At 72.1% G+C, this 23,261-nt stretch carries 18 protein-coding genes; 6 read left to right on the top strand and 12 right to left on the bottom strand.

The features are described from left to right. Window positions 1–105: 105 nt before the first annotated feature. The 11 genes from IE265_RS36030 to IE265_RS35985 all read right to left on the bottom strand — a co-directional run bounded on the left by IE265_RS36030 (window position 106) and on the right by IE265_RS35985 (window position 13,921). The gene (locus tag IE265_RS36030) at window positions 106–2,589 is read right to left on the bottom strand and encodes a PQQ-dependent sugar dehydrogenase (RefSeq protein ID WP_190040000.1); all 2,484 of its coding nucleotides are present in this window, start codon (window positions 2,587–2,589) and stop codon (window positions 106–108) included. A gap of 264 nt (window positions 2,590–2,853) precedes the next feature. Continuing rightward, complete coding sequence (locus tag IE265_RS36025) at window positions 2,854–3,858, bottom strand: sugar phosphate isomerase/epimerase family protein (protein ID WP_190039999.1); 1,005 nt, start codon at window positions 3,856–3,858, stop codon at window positions 2,854–2,856. A 15-nt stretch (window positions 3,859–3,873) separates the two neighbouring features. After that, window positions 3,874–5,100, bottom strand: coding sequence for a Gfo/Idh/MocA family protein (locus IE265_RS36020; RefSeq protein ID WP_190039998.1), 1,227 nt, complete (start codon window positions 5,098–5,100; stop codon window positions 3,874–3,876). Between the two features lie 72 nt (window positions 5,101–5,172). Further along, window positions 5,173–6,210, bottom strand: a complete 1,038-nt coding sequence (locus IE265_RS36015) for a substrate-binding domain-containing protein (RefSeq protein WP_190039997.1) — start codon at window positions 6,208–6,210, stop codon at window positions 5,173–5,175. A gap of 31 nt (window positions 6,211–6,241) precedes the next feature. Continuing rightward, complete coding sequence (locus IE265_RS36010; protein ID WP_190039996.1) at window positions 6,242–7,261, bottom strand: ABC transporter permease; 1,020 nt, start codon at window positions 7,259–7,261, stop codon at window positions 6,242–6,244. Continuing rightward, window positions 7,258–8,775, bottom strand: a complete 1,518-nt coding sequence (locus IE265_RS36005) for a sugar ABC transporter ATP-binding protein (RefSeq protein WP_190039995.1) — start codon at window positions 8,773–8,775, stop codon at window positions 7,258–7,260. The genes IE265_RS36010 and IE265_RS36005 overlap by 4 nt, the downstream gene beginning before the upstream one ends. Window positions 8,776–8,995: 220 nt before the next feature. Beyond that, window positions 8,996–10,177: an ROK family transcriptional regulator gene (locus IE265_RS36000; protein ID WP_190040002.1), complete on the bottom strand. Its 1,182-nt coding sequence runs from the start codon at window positions 10,175–10,177 to the stop codon at window positions 8,996–8,998. Window positions 10,178–10,549: 372 nt separating this feature from the next. Further along, entirely contained in the window at window positions 10,550–11,227 is a 678-nt protein-coding gene (locus IE265_RS35995; protein ID WP_190039994.1) for a GntR family transcriptional regulator, read from the bottom strand. A 184-nt stretch (window positions 11,228–11,411) separates the two neighbouring features. Next, on the bottom strand, window positions 11,412–12,350 hold the full coding sequence (locus IE265_RS35990) for a beta-ketoacyl-ACP synthase III (RefSeq protein ID WP_190039993.1): 939 nt from the start codon (window positions 12,348–12,350) through the stop codon (window positions 11,412–11,414). 136 nt (window positions 12,351–12,486) lie between these two features. Continuing rightward, window positions 12,487–12,618 (bottom strand): MFS transporter small subunit, encoded by a 132-nt coding sequence (locus IE265_RS39055; RefSeq protein WP_268255917.1) that lies wholly within the window; start codon window positions 12,616–12,618, stop codon window positions 12,487–12,489. After that, complete coding sequence (locus IE265_RS35985; protein ID WP_190039992.1) at window positions 12,590–13,921, bottom strand: OFA family MFS transporter; 1,332 nt, start codon at window positions 13,919–13,921, stop codon at window positions 12,590–12,592. Before IE265_RS35985 ends, IE265_RS39055 begins: the two co-directional genes overlap by 29 nt. A 516-nt stretch (window positions 13,922–14,437) precedes the next feature. Between IE265_RS35985 and IE265_RS35980 the strand changes: the two genes are divergently transcribed. The 6 genes from IE265_RS35980 (at window position 14,438) to IE265_RS35955 (ending at window position 22,271) form a co-directional block, all read left to right on the top strand. After that, window positions 14,438–15,409, top strand: a complete 972-nt coding sequence (locus IE265_RS35980) for a 2-dehydropantoate 2-reductase (protein WP_190039991.1) — start codon at window positions 14,438–14,440, stop codon at window positions 15,407–15,409. Then, a complete protein-coding gene (locus IE265_RS35975; protein WP_190039990.1) occupies window positions 15,406–17,331 on the top strand; it encodes a molybdopterin oxidoreductase family protein in 1,926 nt (641 codons plus the stop codon). Before IE265_RS35980 ends, IE265_RS35975 begins: the two co-directional genes overlap by 4 nt. 4 nt (window positions 17,332–17,335) lie before the next feature. Continuing rightward, window positions 17,336–19,159: an NADH-ubiquinone oxidoreductase-F iron-sulfur binding region domain-containing protein gene (locus IE265_RS35970; protein ID WP_190039989.1), complete on the top strand. Its 1,824-nt coding sequence runs from the start codon at window positions 17,336–17,338 to the stop codon at window positions 19,157–19,159. Then, window positions 19,156–20,016, top strand: a complete 861-nt coding sequence (locus IE265_RS35965) for a 2Fe-2S iron-sulfur cluster-binding protein (RefSeq protein WP_190039988.1) — start codon at window positions 19,156–19,158, stop codon at window positions 20,014–20,016. Before IE265_RS35970 ends, IE265_RS35965 begins: the two co-directional genes overlap by 4 nt. A 7-nt stretch (window positions 20,017–20,023) precedes the next feature. Continuing rightward, window positions 20,024–20,887, top strand: coding sequence for a formate dehydrogenase accessory sulfurtransferase FdhD (fdhD, locus tag IE265_RS35960; RefSeq protein WP_190039987.1), 864 nt, complete (start codon window positions 20,024–20,026; stop codon window positions 20,885–20,887). A gap of 157 nt (window positions 20,888–21,044) precedes the next feature. After that, entirely contained in the window at window positions 21,045–22,271 is a 1,227-nt protein-coding gene (locus tag IE265_RS35955) for a DUF5005 domain-containing protein (protein ID WP_190039986.1), read from the top strand. On the opposite strand, the gene IE265_RS35950 is transcribed toward IE265_RS35955, so the two are convergent. Then, on the bottom strand, window positions 22,210–23,253 hold the full coding sequence (locus tag IE265_RS35950; RefSeq protein WP_190039985.1) for a bile acid:sodium symporter family protein: 1,044 nt from the start codon (window positions 23,251–23,253) through the stop codon (window positions 22,210–22,212). The two genes, IE265_RS35955 and IE265_RS35950, sit on opposite strands and share 62 nt — an antisense overlap. Window positions 23,254–23,261 lie beyond the last annotated feature (8 nt).

Genomic DNA, 23,261 nt, shown 5'->3' with positions numbered 1-23,261 from the left:
CCGTCCCGCCGTCGCGGCGGCGGGACCCGGCGGGGTTCCGAGGAGCGGGGCGGCACCGGCCGACGGCGCCGCCGGCCGGCCGGTGGCTCGCATCGCGGGCCTCACTCAGCGGGTCGTGAAGGTGAAGTCGTCCACGTCGTACAGGGCCCCGGTGCCGGTCCCCTTGAAGACGAGGTGGAGCGACGTGGTCCCCCGCGGCGCCCGGGTGAGGGCGGCGCCGACGTCCTGGAAGGTCTCCCAGCCGCCGGTCACGGGGACGGTCGCGGTGCCGAGGAGCCGGCCGGTGGGCGAACCCGCGCGGACCTCCAGCCTGCCACCGGTTCCGCCCGACGAGACCCGTGCCGTGAGCTTCGTGGCGTTGCCGAGGACGTACGGCTCGAAGGCGATCCAGTCGCCGTTGTGGATGTCGCCGACGGTCTTGCCGCCGTGCGCGGTGGCCTTCGACTGGACCGTGACGCCCTTGGACGTGCCGTAGTGCTCGGCCTGGCGGTGCTTGGGCTGGACGACGCTCTGGTCGTGGCCGGTGAGCGCCTCCTGGCCGCCGCCCCCGCCGTCGGTGTACTCCGCGTCGAACACGCCGAAGATGTTCGCGTCCTCGTCGTGCCCGCCGTCGGCGCTCGTCTGGATGGTGCCGGAGCAGCCGTTGGCCGAGGTCACCGGGTGGCCGTGGCTGTCGTGGCCGAGGACGAAGGTGACCTTCACCTTGGCGCAGTCGATCGTGCGGTCCTCCGGGTCGGTCACCCGGACCTTGAAGGGCACGGCCTCACCGAAGGCGAAGAGCTGTCCGTCCTCGGGGAGTTGGAGGGTCACCTTCGGCTCGGTGTTGCCGACCACGACGCGTACGCTCGCGCTTCCGGTGCGGCCGTCCGGGTCCTCGGCGGTCAGCGTCGCCGTGTAGGTGCCGTTCCGCTTGTACTTGTGGGTGGGGTTCGCGGCCGTGGACGTGCCGCCGTCGCCGAAGTCCCAGCGGTACGTGAGGGTGCCGCCGTCGGCGTCCGAGGTGCCCGCCGAGGAGAACTTCACCCGCAGGGGCGCCTGTCCGGACGTGCGGTCCGCCGCGGCCTGCGCCACGGGCGAGTGGCCGTCGGTGGCGTTCTCGATCCGGTAGAGGGCGGAGTGCTCGTCGCCGCCGAACCACGCGGTGCCGTAGTCGAGGACGTACAGCGCGCCGTCCGGGCCGAAGGACATGTCCATGATCTGGGTGCCGGTCCACGGCACGTCGTTGACGGACTGCACGGTGCCGTTGTCGTCGGAGACGATCCGCTTGATCCAGCGGCGGCCGAACTCCCCGGCGAAGAAGTCGCCGTCGTACGCCTCGGGGAACTTGACCGGCGAGTCGAGCGCCGGGTCGTAGTGGTAGACCGGTCCGCCCATCGGGGACTCCGAGCCGTCGCCGAACTCGGGCACGGAGGCGCCGTCGTACGGTATCCAGGCGGCCTCGGCCGGCGGGAGGTCGGTGAGGCCCGTGTTGTGCGGCGAGGTGTTCTTCGGCGCCGAGCAGTCGAAGGCGTCCCCGGACGCGCCGGTCGCGAAGTCGTAGTCCACGTAGGCGTCGTTGTCGCCCGTGCAGTACGGCCAGCCGAAGTTGCCCGGCTTCGTCACACGCGCGAACTCGACCTGCCCCGCGGGTCCTCGCGCGGGGTCGGCGGCACCGGCGTCGGGGCCGTAGTCGCCGACGTAGAGGATTCCGGTCTCCTTGTCGACACTGAACCGGAAGGGGTTGCGGAAGCCCATCGCGTAGATCTCGGGGCGGGTCTTCGCGGTGCCGGGGGCGAACAGGTTCCCGTCCGGGATCGCGTACGAGCCGTCGGCGTTCACCTTGACGCGCAGGATCTTGCCGCGCAGGTCGTTGGTGTTGCCGGAGGTGCGCTGGGCGTCGAACACCGGGTTGCGGTCGGCCCGTTCGTCGATGGGCGCGTAGCCGGAGGACTGGAACGGGTTGGAGTCGTCGCCGGTCGACAGGTACAGGTTCCCGGCCGCGTCGAAGTCGATGTCGCCGCCGACGTGGCAGCAGATGCCGCGCGTCGCCGGTACGTCGAGGATCTTCTTCTCGCTGGCGTTGTCGAGGGTGCCGTCGGCCCTCAGGACGAACCGGGAGAGCCGGTTGACGCCGTCGAAGGGCGCGAAGTCGGCCGCGGTGCCGGTCTCGGGGGCGTCGCCCGCCGGGGTGTCGAGCGGCGGCGCGTAGTAGAGGTAGATGAAGCGGTTGTCGGCGAAGCCGGGGTCGACGCCGATGCCCTGGAGCCCCTCCTCGTCGTGGGCGTAGACGTCGAGTTCGCCGGCGATGCGGGTGTTGCCCGCGGCGTCCGTGATGCGCAGTTCGCCGTCGCGGGACGTGTGCAGGACCGAGCGGTCGGGGAGGACGGCCAGCGACATGGGCTCGCCGACCTCGGCCTCGCCCTTGGCCAGGGTGACCTGCTGGAAGTCCTCGGCCGCGGCGGGCGCGGCGGGCGGATCGGCGACGGCGGCGCCCGCGGGTGGCGTGGTCAGGGTGAGGGAGGCGCCCGCGAGGATCGCCCCGGTGAGGAGAGCGAGCGTCCTGCGGACTCTCGGACGTCGTCTGAGGCCTGTGGTTCTGATGGTGCCCATGTGATCGTTCCCGTGCACGGAATGCCTCCAGAGTGGGGCTGGTGGTACATGCGGGTGCGAGATACGCCGGGGTGCGCCGTCACCCCGGAGACACAGAAGCGTTCGGTCGTCTCCGGAGGCCGACGGCGGGCGTCGGCCTCCGCCGGTGGATCCGGCCGTGGAGACGGATGGCGGTGGTCGGGGGCAGGTCGGGACTGCTGCCCGGGCGGGTTCCGGCCGTCCGGGCCGGGCGGTTGCTCGTGCGTGGGGGGACGGGGCGGCTCGTCAGTCGTTGCCCCCGAACGCCGCGTCGAAGGAGGCCGTGGGCGGCTCGAAGTCGAAGGCCTTCAACCGGGCCAGCGCCTCGGGCGCTCCCTGGAGCCGGTCCATGCCCGCGTCCTCCCATTCGACGGAGATGGGCCCCCGGTAGTCGATGGACCGCAGCATCCGGAACACGTCCTCCCAGGGCACGTCCCCGTGGCCCGCGGACACGAAGTCCCAGCCCCGGCGCGGGTCGCCCCACGGCAGGTGCGAGCCGAGCCGGCCGTTGCGGCCGTCGAGGCGCTTGCGGGCCTCCTTGCAGTCCACGTGGTAGATCCGGTCGCGGAAGTCCCACAGGAAGCCGACCGGGTCGAGGTCCTGCCAGACGAAGTGCGAGGGGTCGAAGTTCAGCCCGAACGCGGGACGGTTGTCCACCGCCTGCAGCGCACGCTGCGTCGTCCAGTAGTCGTACGCGATCTCGCTCGGGTGGACCTCGTGCGCGAACCGCACGCCCTCCGTGTCGAAGACGTCGAGGATGGGGTTCCAGCGCATCGCGAAGTCGTCGTAGCCGCGGTCGATCATCGACTCGGGGGCGGGCGGGAACATCGCGACCAGGTGCCAGATGGCCGAGCCGGTGAAGCCGATGACGGTGTCGACCCCGAAGGCGGCGGCGGCCCGGGCGGTGTCGGCGATCTCGGACGCCGCCCGCTGCCGTACGCCCTCCGCCTCGCCGTCGCCCCAGATGCGGGACGGCAGGATCGCGCGGTGGCGCTCGTCGATGATGGCGTCGCAGACGGCCTGCCCCACGAGGTGGTTGGAGATGGCTGCGCAGGTGAGGCCGTACTTGTCCAGCAGCTCCCGCCGCGAGTCGAGGTACCCGGGGTCCGCGAGCGCCTTGTCGACCTCGAAGTGGTCCCCCCAGCAGGCGAGTTCGAGCCCGTCGTAGCCGAAGTCGCGGGCGAGCCGGCAGACCTCCTCGAGTGGCAGGTCGGCCCACTGGCCGGTGAAGAGTGTGAATGTGCGAGGCATGGGGACCGACCCTTCTCAGCTCGCTGTCGGGGTGTAGACGGAGTTCTTGGCGGCGCTCTCCTCGACCGCCGCGAGGACGCGCTGCACCTGCAGCCCGTCGGCGAAGGACGGCAGGGGCCGGCCGCCCTCGGCGATCGCGTGCACCAGGTCGCGGGCCTGGTGGACGAAGGTGTGCTCGTAGCCGAGGCCGTGGCCCGGCGGCCACCATGCCTCCAGGTACGGGTGGTCGGGCTCGGTGACGAGGATGCGGCGGAAGCCGGCGCGGGTCCCGGGCTCGGTGCCGTCGTAGTAGGAGAGTTCGTTGAGGCGTTCCAGGTCGAACGCCAACGAGCCCTCCTCCCCGTTGAGTTCGATGCGCAGGGAGTTCTTGCGCCCGGTCGCGTAGCGGGTGGCCTCGAAGGAGGCGAGGGCGCCCGAGCCGAACCGTCCGGTGAACAGGGCGGCGTCGTCGACCGTGACCGGGCCGAGGTGCCCTCCTGCGGACGCCGAGAGCCCGACGGACGCTCCGGTGGGCAGCGGCCGCTCGCGTACGAAGGTCTCGGTGAGCGCCGAGACGCCCACCACCGGCTCGCCCGCGAGGTACTGCGCCAGGTCGACGATGTGCGCGCCCAGGTCGCCGAGGGCGCCCGAGCCCGCGGACTCCTTGCGCAACCGCCAGGTCAGCGGGAACTGCGGGTCCACCAGCCAGTCCTGGAGGTACGTCACCCGTACGTGCCGGAGGTGGCCGATGCGCCCCTCGGCGACCATGGTCCTGGCGAGCGCGGCGGCGGGCAGCCGGCGGTAGTTGAAGCCGACCATCGCGACCTGGCCGCGGTCGCCGGCGGCCCGGGCGGCCTCGGCCATCGCCTCGGCCTCCCCCACCGTGTTGGCGAGGGGCTTCTCGCACAGCACGTGCTTGCCCGCGGCCAGCGCGGCCAGCGCGATCTCGGCGTGGCTGTCACCGGGGGTGCAGATGTCGACGATGTCGACGTCGTCGCGGGCGATCAGGGCCCGCCAGTCGGTCTCGGCGGCCGCCCAGCCGAGCTGGTCGGCCGCCGTCCGTACGGCAGTCGCGTCACGGCCGCAGACGGCGGCGAGCACCGGTCGCAGCGGCAGGTCGAAGACGTGTCCCGCGGTGCGCCAGCCCTGGGAGTGGGCGGCGCCCATGAACGCGTATCCGACCATGCCCACGCCCAGCGCGGGCTTGTCGGACCCGGTGCCGGACCGGTCCCCTGCCTCGTCGCCCTCGTGCGGCTGTCCCATGCGGAGGTCCTCCTCGTCGTCTCGGCGCTGTGGGGGTGGGGCCTGCCGGGCAGGCCCCCGGAACAGGGCCCATCACTTGAAGCCGGTGGACATGTACTGCTTGACGTTGTCCTTGTCGACGACGGCCGAGTAGAGCGTCAGGGAGGCCGGGATCTCGAACTCGGCGAGGCCGCCGACGCCCTTGCTCTGGCCGAGCGCGCGGGCGAGGTCGATCGCGGACGCGGCCATGGTCGGCGGGTAGAGGACGGTGGCCTTCAGGACGCTGTCGTCCGACTCGATGGCCTGGAACGCGGAGAGGGCGCCCGCCCCGCCGACCATGAGGAAGTCGTCCCGGCCGGCCTGCTTGATGGCGCGCAGCGCGCCGACGCCCTGGTCGTCGTCGTGGTTCCACAGGGCGTCGAACTTCGACTGGGCCTGCAGGAGCTGGGACATCTTGGCCTGCCCCGACTCGACGGTGAACTCGGCGGCCTGCCGGGCGACCTTCTTGATGTTCGGGTAGTTCTTCAGGGCGGCGTCGAAGCCGTCCGTGCGCTGCTGGGTCAGCTCCAGGTTGTCGAGGCCCGCGAGCTCGATGACCCGGGCGTTCTTCTTGTCCTTGAGCTTCTCGCCGATGTAGTGGCCGGCGCTCAGGCCCATGCCGTAGTTGTCGCCGCCGATCCAGCAGCGGTACGCCTGCGGGGAGTTGAAGATGCGGTCCAGGTTGATCACCGGAATGCCGGCGCGCATGGCCTGGAGGCCGACCTGGGTGAGCGCCTTGCCGTCGGCGGGCAGCACCACCAGGACGTCGACCTTCTTGTTGATCAGGGTTTCGATCTGGCCGATCTGCGCGGCGGTGTCGTTGGAGCCCTCCGTGATCTCCAGGGTGACGTCCTTGTACTTCTTCGCCCGGTTCTTGGCGTTGTCGTTGATCGCGTTGAGCCAGCCGTGGTCGGCCTGGGGGCCCGCGAACCCGATGGTGACCTGCTTGCCGGGCTTGTCGTCGGCGGCGGGCTGGTCGTTGGCCGCCGGCTCGTCGCTGGAGTCGTTGCTGGTGCAACCGGTGAGGAGGACACCGGCCGAGACGGCGGCGGTGCCGAACAGCAGTCCTCTGCGGCTCGTGAGTTCTGGCATGAGGTGGGTCCCTTTCCTCGAGGTGTGTCCCTCAGGTGGTGCTTGCGGTGCGGCGCTGGACGAGCACGGCGGCGACGATGATCGCGCCCTTGGCGATCTGCTGGACGTCGCTCTGCAGGTTGTTCAGGGCGAAGATGTTGGTGATGGTGGTGAAGATCAGGACGCCGAGCACCGAGCCGGTGATGGTGCCCCGGCCGCCGCTGAGCAGGGTGCCGCCGATGATCGCGGCGGCGATGGCGTCGAGTTCGTAGAGGTTGCCGTTGGTGTTCTGGCCCGAGCCGGACAGGACGATGAGCAGGAACGCGGCGATGCCGCAGCACAGTCCGGAGAGCAGGTACAGGTACAGGCGCTGGCGGCGTACGTCGATGCCGGCCAGGCGGGCGGCCTCCGCGTTGCCGCCGACGGCGACCGTGCGGCGGCCGAAGGTGGTGCGGTTGAGCACGAGCCAGCCGATGATCGTCACGACCGCGAACACCATGACGAGGGGCGGGACGCCGAGCACGTAGGAGTCGCGCTCGCCGAGTTCGAGAATCCCCTCGATGGAGACGATCTGGGTCTTGCCGTCGGTGATCTGGAGGGCGAGACCGCGTGCCGAGGCGAGCATGGCGAGGGTGGCGATGAAGGGCACCATCGCCCCGTACGCGATCAGCATGCCGTTCACGAGGCCGCAGCCGACGCCGACGAGGACGGCGGTGAAGAGGACGCCCGCGAAGCCGTACTCCTGGGTGGCGACGGTGGTCGCCCAGACCGAGGCGAGGGCGACGATCGCGCCGACGGACAGATCGATGCCGCCCGAGGTGATGACGAAGGTCATGCCGACGGTGACGACACCGATCACCGAGGCCTGGGTGAGGACGAGTTGGAGGTTTCGGGTGTCGAGGAACTCCTCGGGTTTGGTGATGCCGCCGATGAGGATCAGGGCGGCCAGCACGCCGAGCAGGGACAGGGTGCGGACGTCGGCGCGGGCAGCGACCGTCCGCCACGAACCGGGTTCCGCCTGCGGTGACAGCTTCGGAGTGTCGTCCCTGGGTGGGGACACGGGCTGCGTCATGACGCCGGGCTTCCTTCCATGACGAGGTCGAGTACGCGGTGTTCGTCCAGCTCCTGGGCGGGTGCCGTGTGGACGACATGGCCCTCGCGGAGTACCAGGACGCGGTCGGCCAGGCCGAGCACCTCGGGCACCTCGCTGGAGACCATGAGGACGGCCAGGCCGTCGTCGGCGAGGCGGCGGATGACGGCGTACAGCTCGGCCCGGGCGCCGACGTCGACTCCGCGGGTGGGTTCGTCGAGCAGCAGCACGCGGCAGCCGCGCAGCAGCCAGCGGGCCAGGACGGCCTTCTGCTGGTTGCCGCCGGAGAGGGTCCGCACGGGGGCGGAGGGGTTGTCGGGGCGCAGCGACAGTTCGCGCGTCGCCTTGCGGGCGGCGTCCCGCTCCGCGCTCCTGTCCAGCCAACCCGCGTACGAGAAGCGGGACATGGAGGAGACGGACACGTTCCGGGTGACGGACTCCAGCATCAGCAGGGCCTGTGCCTTGCGTTCCTCGGGGGCGAGTCCGAGCCCGGCGCGGACGGCGGCGCGGACGCTGCCGGGCTTCAGCCGGCGGCCGTCGACGAGGACCTCGCCCGCGCTCGGCCGGCGGGCGCCGTAGACGGTCTCCAGGATCTCGGACCGGCCGGAGCCGACGAGGCCGGCGAGGCCGACGATCTCTCCGGGGCGCAGGGTGAGGTCGAGCGGGGCGAACTCCCCGTCGCGGGCGAGTCCCCGGACCTCCAGCACCGGATCGGGCAGGTCCCGGAGTGTGGGCCGCTCCGGGAAGACGTACTCGACGTTGCGCCCGGTCATCAGGGCCACGACCTCGCGGGTCGGCGTCGACTTGGCGGGCAGCCCGCCGGCCACGGCCCGTCCGTCCTTGAGCACGGTCACGCGGTCGCCGATGCGGCGGATCTCCTCCAGCCGGTGCGAGATGTAGACGACGGCGACGCCCTCCGCGGTGAGGTCCCCGACGATCCGGAAGAGGTTGTCGACCTCGTCGGGGTCGAGGGCCGCGGACGGCTCGTCCATCACGATGAGGCGGACGTCGTGGGAGAGGGCGCGGGCCATGGAGACGATCTGCTGCTGTGCGGCGGACAGTTCGCCGACGCGCCGCGCCGGGTCGATCTCCGGGTGCCCGAGCCGCTTGAGCAGCGCCGCGGTCGCCGTGCGCGCGTCCTTTCCGCGGACCACGAATCCGGCGGTCGTCAGCTCATGGCCGAGGTAGACGTTCTCGGCCACCGACAGGCCCTCCACCAGGTCGAGTTCCTGGTAGATGGTGGCGATGCCGAGGCGCATCGCGGCGATCGGGGAGCGCAGGGTGACCTGTTCGCCCCGCCAGCCGATGGTGCCGTCGTCGGGCTGGTGGGCGCCGGCCAGGACCTTGATGAGGGTGGACTTCCCGGCGCCGTTCTGACCGAGCAGGCAGTGCACTTCGCCGGACAGGACGTCGAGGTCGACGCCGTCGAGGGCCCGGACACCGGGGAACGACTTGGTGATGCCGGACATCGTGAGCAGGGGTGGTTCTGGTGCCATGAGGGTTCCCCTCGGCGTGCGGGCCGGTCGCAGGGCAGGGCGGAGTGAGGCAGGGCTGTACGGAAGGGCGCTGTGCTGAGTGACGCGGTGCGGAGGTGCGCTGTACGACGGCAACTACGGTCAGGAACACCGGAGTTGTGAAGTGCGGAAGCTGCGGGGGTGGTGCGGGGGTGCGGCTCCGGAGAGGGCTGTGCCGTGCCGACGGCTCGGTGGGCGGGTGCTACGCGGGTGAGAAGAGGTGGTCGCTGATGAGCCGGGCCGCGCCGATGACTCCGGCGGTGGGTCCCAGTTCCCCGAGGACGATGGGCAGATTGCCGGTCGCCAGGGGCAGCGACTGGCGGTAGACCTGGGTGCGGATCGCGGCGAGCAGGGTGTGGCCGAGTCCGGTCACACCGCCGCCGATCACCACCAGGCCCGGATTGAAGAAGCTGACTAGTCCGGCGATGACCTGGCCGGTTCGGTTGCCGCCCTCGCGGATGAGATCGAGGGCGGTGGCGTCACCGGCCGCCGCGGCGGCGGCGACGTCGACGGCGCTCAGGGCACCCGCCGCCTCCCACCGTGCCGCGAGTTCCTGGGAAAGCCCCTGCTGGGCGGCCTCCGTCGCGTCGCGGGCGAGTGCCGCGCCGCTGAAGTGGGCCTCCAGGCAACCCCTGTTGCCGCAGGCGCAGGGGCGGCCGTCGGGCACGGCCTGGATGTGCCCGATGTCGCCCGCGCTGCCCGTCGTACCGCGGTAGACCTCTCCGCCGACGACGATCCCGCAGCCGATGCCGGTGCCGATCTTGACGCAGAGGAAGTCGCCCACGGAACGGGCCACGCCCGCGTGCTGCTCCCCCATCGCCATCAGGTTCACGTCGTTGTCGACCATGACGGGGCAGCCGAGGTCCTGGCTGAGCGCCTCGCGCACCGGGAAACCGTCCCAGCCCGGCATGATCGGCGGGGCGACCGGCACGCCCTCCGGGAAACGGACGGGTCCCGGGACGCCGATACCGGCGCCGTCGAACCCCTCCGCGAGTCCGGAAGCCTTCAACTTCGCTGCCATGGACAGGACTTGCTCGAAGACCGCGACGGGCCCCTCGCGCACGTCCATGGGCTGGTTGATGTGCCCGAGCACCTCCAGCTCCGCGTTGGTGACGGCCACGTCCACGGACGTGGCACCGATGTCGACGCCGAGGAAGCGGAGCGCGGGGGCGAGCCGGATGTTGTGGGAGCGGCGGCCGCCGCGCGAGGCGGCGAGTCCGTCGGCCACCACGAGTCCGGTCTCCAGGAGCCGTTCGACCTCCACCGCCAGTTTCGAGCGCGAGAGGTCGACCTGGTCACCCAGTTGTGCGCGGGAGTTGGGGCCCCCGTCGCGCAACAGCCTGAGCAGCCGCGCCTGGTGGGCGTTTCCGGGTCGTGCCGTCATTCGTCTCACGAGCCCCTCCCCGCCTCATCGGCACCGCCGTCGCTGGCTTTCGAGGGGAACGTAGCAGTGGCTGCCCAACCTGGGAAGAAGTTGAGCAGGAATTGCCCACGACTTCTTCCACTCAAAGGACAAAGGCGGGTCGGAGCACACCCGTTCACGGGTCCGCGACAGCACGGAGGGCACGGCGGCCGGAGCCGCCGTGCCCTCGGGTGGAAGGGGTCCGCGCCGGACCGCGCCGCGGACCCTCGCCGCCCCCGGCCGTCCCCCGGCGCCCGGGTCCTCGATGCCGTGGCCTGCGCGGGCCGGCAGGAGGAGCGCGGTCGCCGGCGGGCCCGGACGAAGCTCGTCCGGCCCCGCCGGCAACCGGTCCGCCTAGTCGCGCGGTCGCGCGTGGTAGGTCGCGCGGGTGTGCTCGGTGTGGGCCCGCATCACGTCGGTCGCCCGCTGTTCGTCACGGTCGGCGATCGCGGCGATCAGGTCCCGGTGCTCGATCCAGGACTGGCTGCCGCGCTGCCGGGCGACCGGTGTGTAGTACCAGCGCACCCGGCGGTCGACCTGCGCGGCGAGTTCCGCGAGGACCGTGTTGCCCGCCAACTCCATGACCTTGGCGTGGAAGCGGGCGTTGGTCGCCACCGCGGCGTCCACGTCGTCGGCGCCGACCGCCTCCTCGCCCCGGGCGCACAGCTCCTCCAGCGCGGCGATGCCGGCCGTGCCCGCGTTGGCCGCCGCCAGCCGGGCCGCCTCGGCCTCCAGGAGCGTCCGCACGGTGAGGAGCTGGTCCGCCTCGGCCTCGGTCGGCTCGTGCACGAACGCGCCCTGCGCGGGCCGGAGATCCACCCACCCCTCGGTGTTCAGCCGCTGCAGCGCCTCGCGCACCGGCTGCCGGGACACCCCGAGGTGCCCCGCGAGTTCGCTCTCGACCAGGTGCTGACCGGGCCGCAGGGCGCGCGTGGTGATGAGTTCGAGCAGTGCCTCGTAGACGCGGTCCCGCAGCGGGCCGGGCCGTTCGAGCTTGGGCACCGACCCCTGCGGCAGTCCGGTCGACAACATCGCGTCCCCCTCCTGGGCAGCGGCGCCATCGCGGCGGCCGAAACGCCAGTATCAATTGTCTTTCGTCTACAGTCTACGGCGCACAATGGCCAGGCCGAGGGGGAGTTGGCCTCGTCACACCGCCGCCGCCGAAGGGCCGGGCCCACCGTGGAACGCGCACGTCAGGGCCCGGACGGAGGTCCGGTCAGGGGCAGCGGACGACCTGGCCCGCGTACGAGAGATTGCCGCCGAACCCGAACAGGAGCACCGGGTCGCCGGACGTGATCTCCCCCTGTTCGACGAGCTTGGACAGCGCGATCGGGATGCTCGCGGCGGAGGTGTTCCCGGAGTCGCGGACATCGCGGGCGACGACGGCGTTCACGGCGCCGATCTTCTCGGCCAGTGGCTCGATGATCCGCAGGTTCGCCTGGTGCAGGACGACCGCGGCGAGGTCCTCCGGGACGAGGCCCGCGCGCTCGCACGCCTTGCGCGCGAGGGGCGGCAGCTTGGTGGTCGCCCACCGGTAGACGCTCTGGCCCTCCTGCGCGAACCGCGAGGGAGTGCCCTCGATGCGGACCGCGTTCCCCATCTCGGGGACCGATCCCCACAGCACGGGCCCGATGGCCGGCTCCTCGGCGGCCTCGACGACCGCGGCGCCCGCACCGTCCCCCACCAGCACGCAGGTGGTGCGGTCCGTCCAGTCGGCCACGTCGGACATCTTGTCGGCGCCGATGACCAGGACCCGGGTCGCGGCGCCCGCGCGCACGGCGTGGTCGGCCGTGGCGAGGGCGTGCGTGAAGCCCGCGCAGACGACGTTGACGTCCATCGCGGCGGGTGAGGGGATGCCGAGCCGGGCGGCGACGCGGGCCGCCATGTTCGGCGACCGGTCGACGGCCGTGGAGGTGGCCACCAGGACGAAGTCGATGTCCCCGGGGGTCAGGCCGGCGCTCGCGAGGGCCTTGGCCCCGGCGTTCGCGGCCAGCTCGTCGACGGGTTCGTCGGGCCCGGCGATGTGGCGCGTGCGGATGCCCACCCGGCTCATGATCCACTCGTCGCTGGTGTCCACCAGTTCCGCCAGGTCCGCGTTGGTGAGAATCCTGGCGGGCTGATAGTGGCCTACAGCGGCGATGCGTGAGCCGTTCATGGGCGGTCCCCTTTGGTGCCTGGGTAACGGGACTCACCAGTCTGATCAGGTACTCACGGGTACGAGGGCACGTAAAGTCACAGGAATGGAGGGCCACCCTTGTCGGCTTCCGTCAGACCCCCGGACCCCCGAACACCTACCCCGTGAACAGTTGCGTGGCCTTGCGCACCAGCTCGTACAGGCCGTAGGCGAGTGGTGTCCCGACCCAGATCCAGGCGAGGGCGACCAGGCCGCGGCGGCTAGGCGGGCTGCTGTCGCTCCTGGACATCGGCGACCTCCTTCTGGGCGGGGACGTGGTGCCGGACGTGGACGGGGCGGACGAGTTCGTTGGCCACGAAGCCGACCGCGAGCAGTCCGATCATGATGACCAGTGACAGTCCGTAGAGGGACGATCCGGACTTCCCGGCCTCCTCCTGCCGGTCCGCGATCCAGTTGACGATCAGCGGGCCGAGGACTCCCGCGGTCGACCAGGCGGTGAGCAGCCGGCCGTGGATCGCGCCGACCTGGTAGGTGCCGAAGAGGTCCTTCAGATAGGCCGGGACGGTCGCGAAGCCGCCTCCGTAGAAGGAGAGGATCACCAGCGCGCAGACGATGAACAGGGGCTTCGAGGAGTCCCCCGCCCAGGCGATGAGCGCGTACATCAGCGCGCCGACGCCCAGGTAGACGCGGTAGATGTTCTTGCGGCCGATCAGGTCGGAGGTGGAGGACCAGCCGATGCGGCCCGCCATGTTGGCGGCCGAGAGCAGCGCGACGAAGCCCGCCGCCGCCGACACCGAGACGGGGGTCGAGGTGTCCGCGAAGAAGTCCGTGATCATCGGCGCGGCCTTCTCCAGGATGCCGATGCCCGCCGTGACGTTCATGCACAGGACGACCCACAGGCACCAGAACTGCGGCGTGCGCACGGCACCGGCTGCGGACACCTGCACGCCCTCGAGGGGCACGGGGGTTCCGTCCGCGGCGCTCGCGGCGGGACGCGGCACGCGTACGAGCAGCACGCCGAGCGACATGAAGACCGCGTACGTCAGTCCGTGCACGAGGAACGCCTGGGCGATGCCGGTGCTGTCGGAGCCGAAGGACTCCAGCATCTGCGCGGACCACGGCGAGGCGATCAGGGCGCCGCCGCCGAAGCCCATGATGGCGATGCCCGTGGCCATGCCGGGCCGGTCGGGGAACCACTTGATCAGCGTGGAGACGGGCGAGATGTAGCCGATGCCGAGGCCGATGCCGCCGACGAACCCGTAGCCGAAGACGATCAGCCAGTACTGCTCGGTGGCGGCGCCGAGCGCGGCGATCAGGAAGCCGGACGAGAAGCAGACGAGGGCCACCGTCATCGCCCAGCGCGGCCCGTTGCGCTCCACGAGGGTGCCGCCGAACGCGGCGGACAGGCCGAGCATCACGATGCCGAGCTGGAAGGGCAGGGCGCTCTGGGTGCCGCTGAGGTCCAGGGCGGACTCCAGGGACGGCTTGAACACGGACCAGGCGTAGGCCTGTCCGATGGAGAGGTGGACGGACAGGGCCGCGGGTGGGACGAGCCAGCGGCTCCAACCGGGTGGCGCGATGGGGGGACTCATGATCCCGGACGATAGGAAGCGGTTGCTCGGTTGGGAAGTCGGCCCGTGCGAACTCGTCGACCGTATGCGGTGAGCGGTATCCCGGGCGCGACGAACGGTCGTTGGGGTCCGACGAGCGGTCGGAGGGGGTCGACTCCGCCTGTTCACCGAGGGTGCTGCGGTCGCGACGGGCCGTGCCGTGCGGTGCCGCCCGCTGCCGTGCCGCGCCGATCGGGGCCGTGCCGCGCGATGTCGTGCCGCGCCCGCTCGGCGTCTGCGGCCCTGCGCCGCGCGGGGTGGTCCGTTGGGCGGTCGTCGGCGCTCGTGTTCCAGGTCGTGCGCGAACCCTTGCTGCCCCAACTCCCATACTGTAGACAATATTCCGTCGACACGGTTCTTCGTCATGCGGCTCCACCGCTTCGGAGCCGGGCCGTTCCTGGACTCCGGCGCCCCGAAGCCCACGCGAAGCCCCACCGCCCGACGGCCGAACCGCTCCACAGCCTTTCGTCGGTACCCTCGACCGAACGGAGCCCTCCAGTGAAAGTGGCAGTTCTCGGCGCCGGTGCCATCGGCGCCTACGTCGGTGCCGCGCTGCATCGCGCGGGTGCCGATGTGCACCTCATCGCCCGTGGACCGCATCTCGCGGCCATGAGGCAGCACGGAGTGCGAGTGCTCAGCCCGCGCGGCGACTTCACCGCCCGGGCCCACGCCACCGACGACCCGGCCGAGGTGGGCCCGGTCGACTTCGTCCTCCTGGGCCTGAAGGCCAACTCGTACGCGGCGTGCGGGCCGCTCGTCGAGCCGCTCCTGCACGACACCACCGCGGTGATCGCCGCGCAGAACGGCATCCCCTGGTGGTACTTCCACCGGCACGGCGGGCCCCACGACGGCCACCGCGTCGAGAGCGTCGACCCGCAGGGCGCGGTCAGTGCGGTGCTCGCCCCCTCCCGGGCCGTCGGATGCGTCGTCTACGCGGCCACGGAACTGGAGGGACCGGGGGTCGTCCGCCACCTCGAAGGCACCCGGTTCTCCATCGGCGAGCCCGACCGCTCGGTCTCCGCGCGCTGCACCCGGTTCAGCGAGGCCATGACGGCGGGCGGCCTCAAGTGCCCGGTCGAGCCCGACCTGCGCAACGACATCTGGCTCAAGCTGCTCGGGAACATCTCCTTCAACCCCATCAGCGCCCTGGCCCGCGCGACCATGCGGCAGATGTGCCTGCACGGCGGCACCCGCCGGGTCATCGAGATCATGATGACCGAGACCCTCGCGGTGGCCCGCGCGCTGGGGTGCGAGGTGGGTGTCTCCATCGAGCGGCGGCTGGCCGGCGCGGAACGCGTCGGCGACCACCGCACCTCGACGCTCCAGGACCTGGAGCGCGGCAAGCCGCTCGAACTCGACGTCCTGCTGGCCGCGGTCGTCGAACTGGCGGAGATCACCGATGTCCCGGTGCCCACGCTCCGCACCGTCCACGCCATCTCGGACCTGCTCGCATTGAGGACAGCCGCATGAGCCGACGCGACCGGACCCCCAAGACGTACACCCGACTCACGCATCCCCTGGTCCGCGACTCCCGGGACGAGCCCTTCCGGCGCGCCACCTGGGACGAGGCGCTGGACCGCGCGGCACGCGGCCTCGGCTCCGCCCGCGGCGCGTTCGGCCTGTTCTCCTGCGCCCGCGCGACCAACGAGATGAACTACGTGGCACAGAAGTTCGCGCGGGTCGTGATGGGCACCAACAACGTCGACTCCTGCAACCGCACCTGCCACGCGCCCAGCGTCGCCGGACTGTCGGCGGCCTTCGGCTCCGGCGGCGGAACCTCCTCGTACGCCGAGGTCGAGCACACCGACCTCGTCGTGATGTGGGGCTCCAACGCCCGCTTCGCGCACCCGATCTTCTTCCAGCACGTGCTGAAGGGGATCAGGAACGGCGCCCGGATGTACGCGGTCGACCCGCGCCGCACCTCCACGGCCGAGTGGGCCGAGAGCTGGCTCGGGCTGAACGTGGGCACCGACATCCCGATGGCGCACGCCATCGGCCGCGAGATCATCCACGCCGGGCTGGAGAACCGGGCGTTCGTCGAGCGGGCGACCTCCGGCTTCGAGGAGTACCGGCAGCTCGTCGAGCCGTGGACCCTGTCCCTCGCCGAGAAGGTGACGGGCGTACCGGCGGCGGCCATACGGGAGTTGGCGCACGCCTACGCCCGCGCGGAGCGCGCGCAGCTGTGCTGGACGCTCGGCATCACCGAGCACCACAACGGCACGGACAACGTGCGCGCGCTCATCAACCTGTCCCTGCTCACGGGCCATGTGGGGCGGTTCGGCTCGGGGTTGCAGCCCCTGCGCGGCCAGAACAACGTGCAGGGCGGCGGCGACATGGGGGCGATCCCCAACCGGCTGCCCGGCTTCCAGGACATCCTCGACCCGGACACGAGGCGGAAGTTCGAGTCCGCCTGGGACACCGTGATCCAGCCCCACTACGGGCTGAACCTCACCGAGATGTTCGAGGCCATGGAGGAGGGCTCGCTCAGGGCCGTCTACTGCATCGGGGAGAACCCGGCGCAGTCGGAGGCCGACAGCGAGCAGGCGGTCCGCCGGATGCGGGCCCTCGACTTCCTCGTCGTCCAGGACATCTTCCTGACGAGGACGGCCGAGTTGGCGGACGTCGTGCTGCCCGCGACGGCCGGCTGGGCCGAGACCGAGGGCACGACGACCAACAGCGAGCGCCGGGTCCAAAGGGTCCGTGCCGCCGTGACCCCGCCGGGCGAGGCCCGCGAGGACATCGACATCCTCTGCGACCTCGCCTCGCGTCTGGGCCACGACTGGAAGTACGCGGACTCCGAGGCCGTGTGGAACGAGCTGCGGTCGGTCTCACCCGACCACTACGGCATGACGTACGAGCGGCTGGCGGAGCACCAGGGACTCCAGTGGCCGTGCCCGGCGACGGACCGCGTCGAACCCACGTACCTGCACGGCCGGTTGTGGGCGTCCGATCCGGGCGAGCGGGGGCGGCGCGCGCCCTTCGGGATCGTCGCGCACGATCCGCCGGTCGACCTGACCGACGAGGAGTACCCGATCCGGCTGACCACCGGACGGCGGCTCGACTCGTACAACACCGGTGTGCAGAGCGGCGGTTTCGCCTCGCCCCTGCGGCGCGGGGAGTACGTCGAGCTGTGCCCGGAGGACGCGGAGCGCTACGGCGTCGCGGTCGGGGAGGAGGTCCGGGTCTCCTCCCGGCGCGGTTCGGTGCTGGCCCCGGTGTGGGTCGACACCGCGCTGCGGCCCGGGCTCGCGTTCATGACCATGCACTTCCCCGACGAGGTGGACACCAACCAGCTGACGATCGAGGCGAACTGCCCGATCGCGGGGACGGCGGAGTTCAAGGCGTCGGCGATCCGGATCGACAAGCTGCCGGTTGCTCTTCAAGTGAGGTGATGTGGTGGACCTGCACTTCGGTGACAGCAAACCGACGGACGAGGAGCGGGCCGCGGTCGACGCGCTCCTCGGTCCGCCGGAGTCCTCGTGGGAGGGCGCCGACCGCTCCGACGCCGACCTGAGGTGGGCGCGTGGCGGCCGGGAGGCAAGGGAGCGCCGTGACCTGCTGCTGCCGGGGCTGCACGCCGTCAACGACCGGATCGGCTGGATCAGCGAGGGCGCGCTCGGCTACCTCTGCCGCCGGCTGACCGTGCCCCCGGCGGAGGCGTACGGGGTGGCCACGTTCTACGCGATGTTCTCGGTGCGGCCCCGCCCCTCGACCGTCCTGCACGTGTGCACGGACCTCGCCTGCGCCGCGGCCGGCGCTCCGGAGCTGTGCGCGGGCGTCGAGGCGCGGCTCGGTCCGGGCAGCGGCGTGAGTGTCGAGCGCAGCCCGTGCCTCGGCCTGTGCGAGCGCGCGCCCGCCGCCCTGGCGGTCCGGGCCGGCGACCCGGTCCGTACCGCCGTGTCGGCGCCCGCCACCGTCGCGGCGGCGGTGCTCGCGGCGACCGCGCCCGACTCGGCGCCCGTGGAGCCGCCGGCCGCCGCGGCGGTGCCCCAGGCGGGCCGGGACGGCCTCGTCCTGCTGAGCCGCGTGGGCGTGGTCGACCCGTCGAGCCTCGACGACTACCGGGCGCACGGCGGCTACACCGCGCTGCGCCGGGCCTTCGCGATCGGCGCCGCCGGGGTCATCCGCGAGGTCACCGAGTCGGGCCTCGTCGGGCGGGGCGGCGCCGCCTTCCCCACCGGCCGCAAGTGGCAGGCCACGGCCTCGCAGCCGGACCGGACGCACTACCTCGTCTGCAACGCCGACGAGTCCGAGCCGGGCACCTTCAAGGACCGTGTGCTGATGGAGGGCGACCCGTACGCGCTCGTCGAGGCGATGACGGTCGCCGGGTTCGCGGTCGGGGCCCGCCAGGGCTATCTGTACCTGCGCGGGGAGTACCCCCGCGCGCTGGCGAGGCTGGAGCACGCCCTCGGGCAGGCGCGCGCCCGCGGACTGCTCGGCGACGACATCCTCGGGCAGGGGTACTCCTTCGACATCGAGATCCGGCGGGGCGCCGGCGCCTACATCTGCGGCGAGGAGACGGCCCTGTTCAACTCCATCGAGGGCCATCGGGGCGAGCCCCGCTCGAAGCCCCCGTTCCCCGTGGAGAAGGGCCTGTTCGGCAGGCCCACCGCGGAGAACAACGTGGAGACGCTGGTCAACGTGCTGCCCGTGCTCACGATGGGGGCGCAGGCCTACGCGGCGGTCGGCACCGGCGCGTCCACCGGCCCGAAGCTGTTCTGCGTGTCGGGCAGCGTGGACCGGCCCGGCGTCTACGAGCTGCCCTTCGGCGCGACGCTCGGCGAACTGCTGGAGCTCGCGGGCGTGCGCGAGGGCCTGCGCGCGGTCCTGCTCGGCGGCGCGGCCGGCGGGTTCGTACGTCCCGACGAACTGGACATCCCGCTCACCTTCGAGGGGACGCGGGAGGCGGGCGCGACGCTCGGGTCCGGGGTCGTGCTGGCCTTCGACGGCACGGTGCCGCTGCCCCGGCTGCTGCTGCGGATCGCGGAGTTCTTCCGGGACGAGTCGTGCGGGCAGTGCGTGCCGTGCCGGGTCGGGACCGTGCGCCAGGAGGAGGCGCTGCACCGCATCGCCGAGCGCAGGGGCGCGGCGGCCGAACCGGACATCGCCCTGCTCCGCGAGGTGGGCCGCACCATGAAGGACGCCTCGATCTGCGGTCTCGGACAGACCGCGTGGAACGCCGTGGAATCCGCCATCGACCGCTTGGGGGCGTACGAATGACCGTGACACCGCTGGGTATCCCCCGCCGTCTGCTGGAGTTCACGCTCGACGGCGAGCCCGTCCGGGCGCCGGAGGGTTCGACGATCCTGGACGCCTGCCGGTCGGCGGGCAAGGACATCCCGACGCTGTGCCAGGGCGACACCCTGACCCCGAAGAACGCGTGCCGGGTCTGCGTCGTCGAGGTCGCGGGCGCCCGCACCCTGGTCCCCGCCTGCTCACGCACCGCGGAGGCGGGCATGGAGGTGCTCACCGACACCGAGCGGGCCCGGCACAGCCGCAAGGTAGTCCTGGAGCTCCTCGCCTCCTCGGTGGACCTGTCGACGACTCCGGGGGTCGCGGGCTGGCTGAAGGAGTACGAGGCGAAGCCCGACCGCTTCGGCCCGGACGCGGCCCGGCTCAACGAGGAGCCGAGGGTCGACAACGACCTGTACGTGCGCGACTACGACAAGTGCATCCTCTGCTACAAGTGCGTGGACGCCTGCGGCGACCAGTGGCAGAACACGTTCGCCATCTCCGTCGCCGGGCGCGGCTTCGACGCCCGGATCGCGGTCGAGCACGACGCGCCGCTCACGGACTCGGCGTGCGTGTACTGCGGCAACTGCATCGAGGTGTGCCCGACGGGCGCGCTCAGCTTCAAGTCGGAGTTCGACATGCGCGCGGCGGGTACGTGGGACGAGTCGGCGCAGAGCGAGACGACCACGGTGTGCGCCTACTGCGGCGTGGGATGCAACCTCACCCTGCACGTGCAGGACAATGAGATCGTCAAGGTCACCTCGCCGCACGACAACCCGGTGACCCACGGCAACCTCTGCATCAAGGGCCGCTTCGGCTACCAGCACGTACAGAACCGGGACTGATCAGGACATGGGACGAGTCACGGAACGACGCAAGGTGATCCGCATCAGGGACGGGGCGGTCTCGACCCGCCCGGACACGCTCGTCGCCGAGGAGCCACTGGAGATCCGGCTCAACGGGAAGCCCCTCGCGATCACCATGCGCACGCCGGGCGACGACTTCGCGCTGGCGGCGGGCTTCCTGGTGAGCGAGGGCGTGCTCGGCCGGGCCGAGGAGCTGCGGAACATCGTCTACTGCGCGGGCGCGACGGCGGACGGCTCCAACACGTACAACGTCGTCGACGTGACGACGGCCCCCGACGTCGTGATGCCCGACATCACGCTGGAGCGGAACGTCTACACGACCTCGTCCTGCGGTCTGTGCGGCAAGGCGAGCCTGGACGCCGTGCGCACCACGGCGCGCTGGCCGATCGACGACACGCACGGCGACACGGCTCCCCCGGTGCGCCTCGGGCCCGAACTGCTCGCGAGCCTCCCCGACCGGCTGCGCGCGGCGCAGCGGGTGTTCGACCGGACCGGGGGTCTGCACGCGGCGGCGCTGTTCACCGAGGACGGCGAACTCGTCGACATCCGGGAGGACGTGGGGCGGCACAACGCGGTCGACAAGCTGGTCGGCCGCGCGCTCCAGGACGGCCGCCTCCCGCTGTCCCGGACGGTCCTCCTGGTGTCGGGGCGGGCCTCCTTCGAACTGGCCCAGAAGGCGGTGATGGCGGGCATCCCCGTGCTGGCCGCGGTCTCCGCCCCCTCCTCGCTCGCGGTGGACCTGGCCGCCGAGTCGAACCTGACGCTCGTCGGCTTCCTGCGGGGCGCCTCCATGAACGTGTACGCGGGCGAGCACCGCATCGCCCTGCGGGCCGCGGCCGGCCAGGGCTGAACGGTCTCCCCGCGGCACGGCGGCGGGGCCCCGATCCGGCGGGGAGCGCCCCCTGCGCCGGAGGGGCCCCGCCTCGGCCCGCCCGGACCTGTGACCCCGGACACCGCGCCGGGACTGCCCATGGACCGGCGGGGCCTGGGCCACTAACGTCCCGTGCGTGCCCGCCGACACACGAGCACGACAGCGCACGGGGACCGGTCTGGGCCTTCTGCTGGCCCTGGTCCTCGGGGCCGTGCTGCTCACCGCCCTCCCGGACGACGGGGACCGGCACGACGCCTGCGGGGCCCGGACGGTCTCCTCGTGGGCACCGGACGCCGGCCTCACCGACGAGTTCGCCCGGTACGGGAACGACGCGGCGCGGACCGACGACTGGACGGGCGGCGACGGCACCCACTCCGTGCGGCTGCCGGACGGGCGGGTGCTGTGGCTCTTCTCGGACACCTATCTGGGCCGGGTGTACCGTCCGCCCAACCCGGCGGGCGAGTCGTACGCGTGGCGGGACACGGGGGCGCCCCTGGTGCGCAACTCGGCCGTGGTGATGGAGGACGGCCGGCTGCTGCGCACGCTTCCCGCCCCGCTGTTCGCGGACCCCGCGCCGGGCCGCTGGCGCTGGCCGGTGGCGGCGCGCGTCGAGCCCCGCACCCCCGGCTCGTCCGAGCAGGTCGTACGGGTGGTGCTGTGGACCCGCGCGACCGGTGCGGCCCCGTGGATCTACGGCGTCCCGACGGCCACGGAGGTGGCCACGCTGTCGCTGCCCGATCTGCGGGTCGAGGGCATCGTGAGGGTCCTCGACCAGGAGGGGGTACGGGACCCGGCGCGGCGGGTGCTGTTCGGCACGGCGGCGCTGACCGGCGACGCCGACTGGACGTACGTCTTCGGCGGGGACGACGCCCGCGCGGCCTCACGCCCCGCGTCGCGGGCCTACGTCGCGCGGGTGCCGCGCGGCCGGCTCGCGGACCCGTCCGCGTGGCGGTACTGGGACGGCACGCGGTGGAGCATCCCCTCCCTGATGAGACCGGTGCTGGGGGACGGCGGGCACAAGGGGGTGGGCAGCACGTTCACCGTCACCCGCGACCGGGGGACGTACGTGCTGTTCACGATGGCGTCGGGCGCCGAGGGCCTGACGGCGGTCACCTCGTACTGGGCGTGCTCCCCCACCGGGCCCTGGCACGGGCCCGGCCGGGACTTCAGTCCGCCGCTGCCCGAACGGCGGGCGGGCGTCGCGGCGTACAACCCGCAGCTCCATCCGGCGCTCGGCCGGCTCGTGCTGAGCTACGACGTCAACTGGCTGGACACGAACGGGATCGCGGCCCAGGCGAACCTCAGCCGGAACGTGTCCCTGTACCGGCCGCGATTCGTGACGCTGCGGCTGGGTTCCGGCTGACGGGCGGCCGTGGGGCCGCGAGGTCGCGGGAGCGCCGTTTCGCGATGACCGCGCAGACCATGAGCTGCATCTGGTGGAAGAGCATCAGCGGCAGGACGGCCAGCGAGGCGTGGGCGCCGAACAGCACGCTCGCCATGGGCAGTCCGGACGCCAGGGACTTCTTCGAACCGGCGAACTGGATGGCGACGCGGTCCTCGCGCCCGAAGCCGAGCGCCTTCGACCCGTACCAGGTGAGGGCGAGCATCACCGCGAGCAGCACCGCCTCGACCACGAGCAGGCCGCCCAGGCGGAGCGGGCTGATCCGGTGCCAGACGCCCTCCACCACGCCCTCGCTGAACGCGGTGTAGACGACGAGGAGGATCGAGCCGCGGTCGACAAGGCCGAGCACCCTGCGGCGGCGGCTCACGAACCCGCCGATCCAGCGGCGCAGCAACTGCCCCGCCAGGAAGGGCACGAGCAGTTGGAGCACGATCCGCAGCAGCGAGCCGACGGAGAAGCCGCCGCTGCCGCCGAGCAGCGCGGCCGCGAGGAGCGGGGTGAGCACGATGCCCGCGAGGGAGGAGAAGGAGCCGGCGCAGATCGCCGCGGGCACGTTGCCCCGGGCCATCGAGGTGAAGGCGATCGACGACTGCACAGTGGAGGGCACCAGGGTGAGGAAGAGCAGTCCCGTGTACAACGAGTGGTCCAGGAAGGCCGGTTCGAGCCCCCGGGCCGCCAGGCCCAGCAGCGGGAACACGACGAACGTGCAGGCCAGGACCGTGGCGTGGAGCCGCCAGTGGCGCACGCCGTCCATCGCCTCACGGGTGGACAGCCGGGCCCCGTAGAGGAGGAAGAGGACCGCGATCGCGGCGGTGGAGGCGCCGGAGGCGACCTCCGCACCGGTGCCCCTGGCAGGCAGGAGCGCGGCCAGGCCCACCGTCCCGAGCAGCAGCAGGATGTACGGGTCGATCGGCGGCCGGGACGGCCACTTCAGGCGTTTCACAGTGCTCC

Source organism: Streptomyces fructofermentans (assembly GCF_014651055.1).
Taxonomy (GTDB): domain Bacteria; phylum Actinomycetota; class Actinomycetes; order Streptomycetales; family Streptomycetaceae; genus Streptomyces; species Streptomyces fructofermentans.
This window is presented reverse-complemented; position numbering and strand designations above follow the sequence as displayed.

Coding starts and splice junctions, on each gene's coding strand:
- IE265_RS39055 (WP_268255917.1), bottom strand. CDS start 12,618: ATGTCCAGGAGCGACAGCAGCCCGCCTAGCCGCCGCGGCCTGGTCGCC.
- IE265_RS36025 (WP_190039999.1), bottom strand. CDS start 3,858: ATGCCTCGCACATTCACACTCTTCACCGGCCAGTGGGCCGACCTGCCA.
- IE265_RS35995 (WP_190039994.1), bottom strand. CDS start 11,227: ATGTTGTCGACCGGACTGCCGCAGGGGTCGGTGCCCAAGCTCGAACGG.
- IE265_RS36030 (WP_190040000.1), bottom strand. CDS start 2,589: ATGGGCACCATCAGAACCACAGGCCTCAGACGACGTCCGAGAGTCCGC.
- IE265_RS35985 (WP_190039992.1), bottom strand. CDS start 13,921: ATGAGTCCCCCCATCGCGCCACCCGGTTGGAGCCGCTGGCTCGTCCCA.
- IE265_RS36000 (WP_190040002.1), bottom strand. CDS start 10,177: ATGACGGCACGACCCGGAAACGCCCACCAGGCGCGGCTGCTCAGGCTG.
- IE265_RS36005 (WP_190039995.1), bottom strand. CDS start 8,775: ATGGCACCAGAACCACCCCTGCTCACGATGTCCGGCATCACCAAGTCG.
- IE265_RS36020 (WP_190039998.1), bottom strand. CDS start 5,100: ATGGGACAGCCGCACGAGGGCGACGAGGCAGGGGACCGGTCCGGCACC.
- IE265_RS36010 (WP_190039996.1), bottom strand. CDS start 7,261: ATGACGCAGCCCGTGTCCCCACCCAGGGACGACACTCCGAAGCTGTCA.
- IE265_RS35990 (WP_190039993.1), bottom strand. CDS start 12,350: ATGAACGGCTCACGCATCGCCGCTGTAGGCCACTATCAGCCCGCCAGG.
- IE265_RS36015 (WP_190039997.1), bottom strand. CDS start 6,210: ATGCCAGAACTCACGAGCCGCAGAGGACTGCTGTTCGGCACCGCCGCC.
- IE265_RS35965 (WP_190039988.1), top strand. CDS start 19,156: ATGACCGTGACACCGCTGGGTATCCCCCGCCGTCTGCTGGAGTTCACG.
- IE265_RS35975 (WP_190039990.1), top strand. CDS start 15,406: ATGAGCCGACGCGACCGGACCCCCAAGACGTACACCCGACTCACGCAT.
- fdhD (WP_190039987.1), top strand. CDS start 20,024: ATGGGACGAGTCACGGAACGACGCAAGGTGATCCGCATCAGGGACGGG.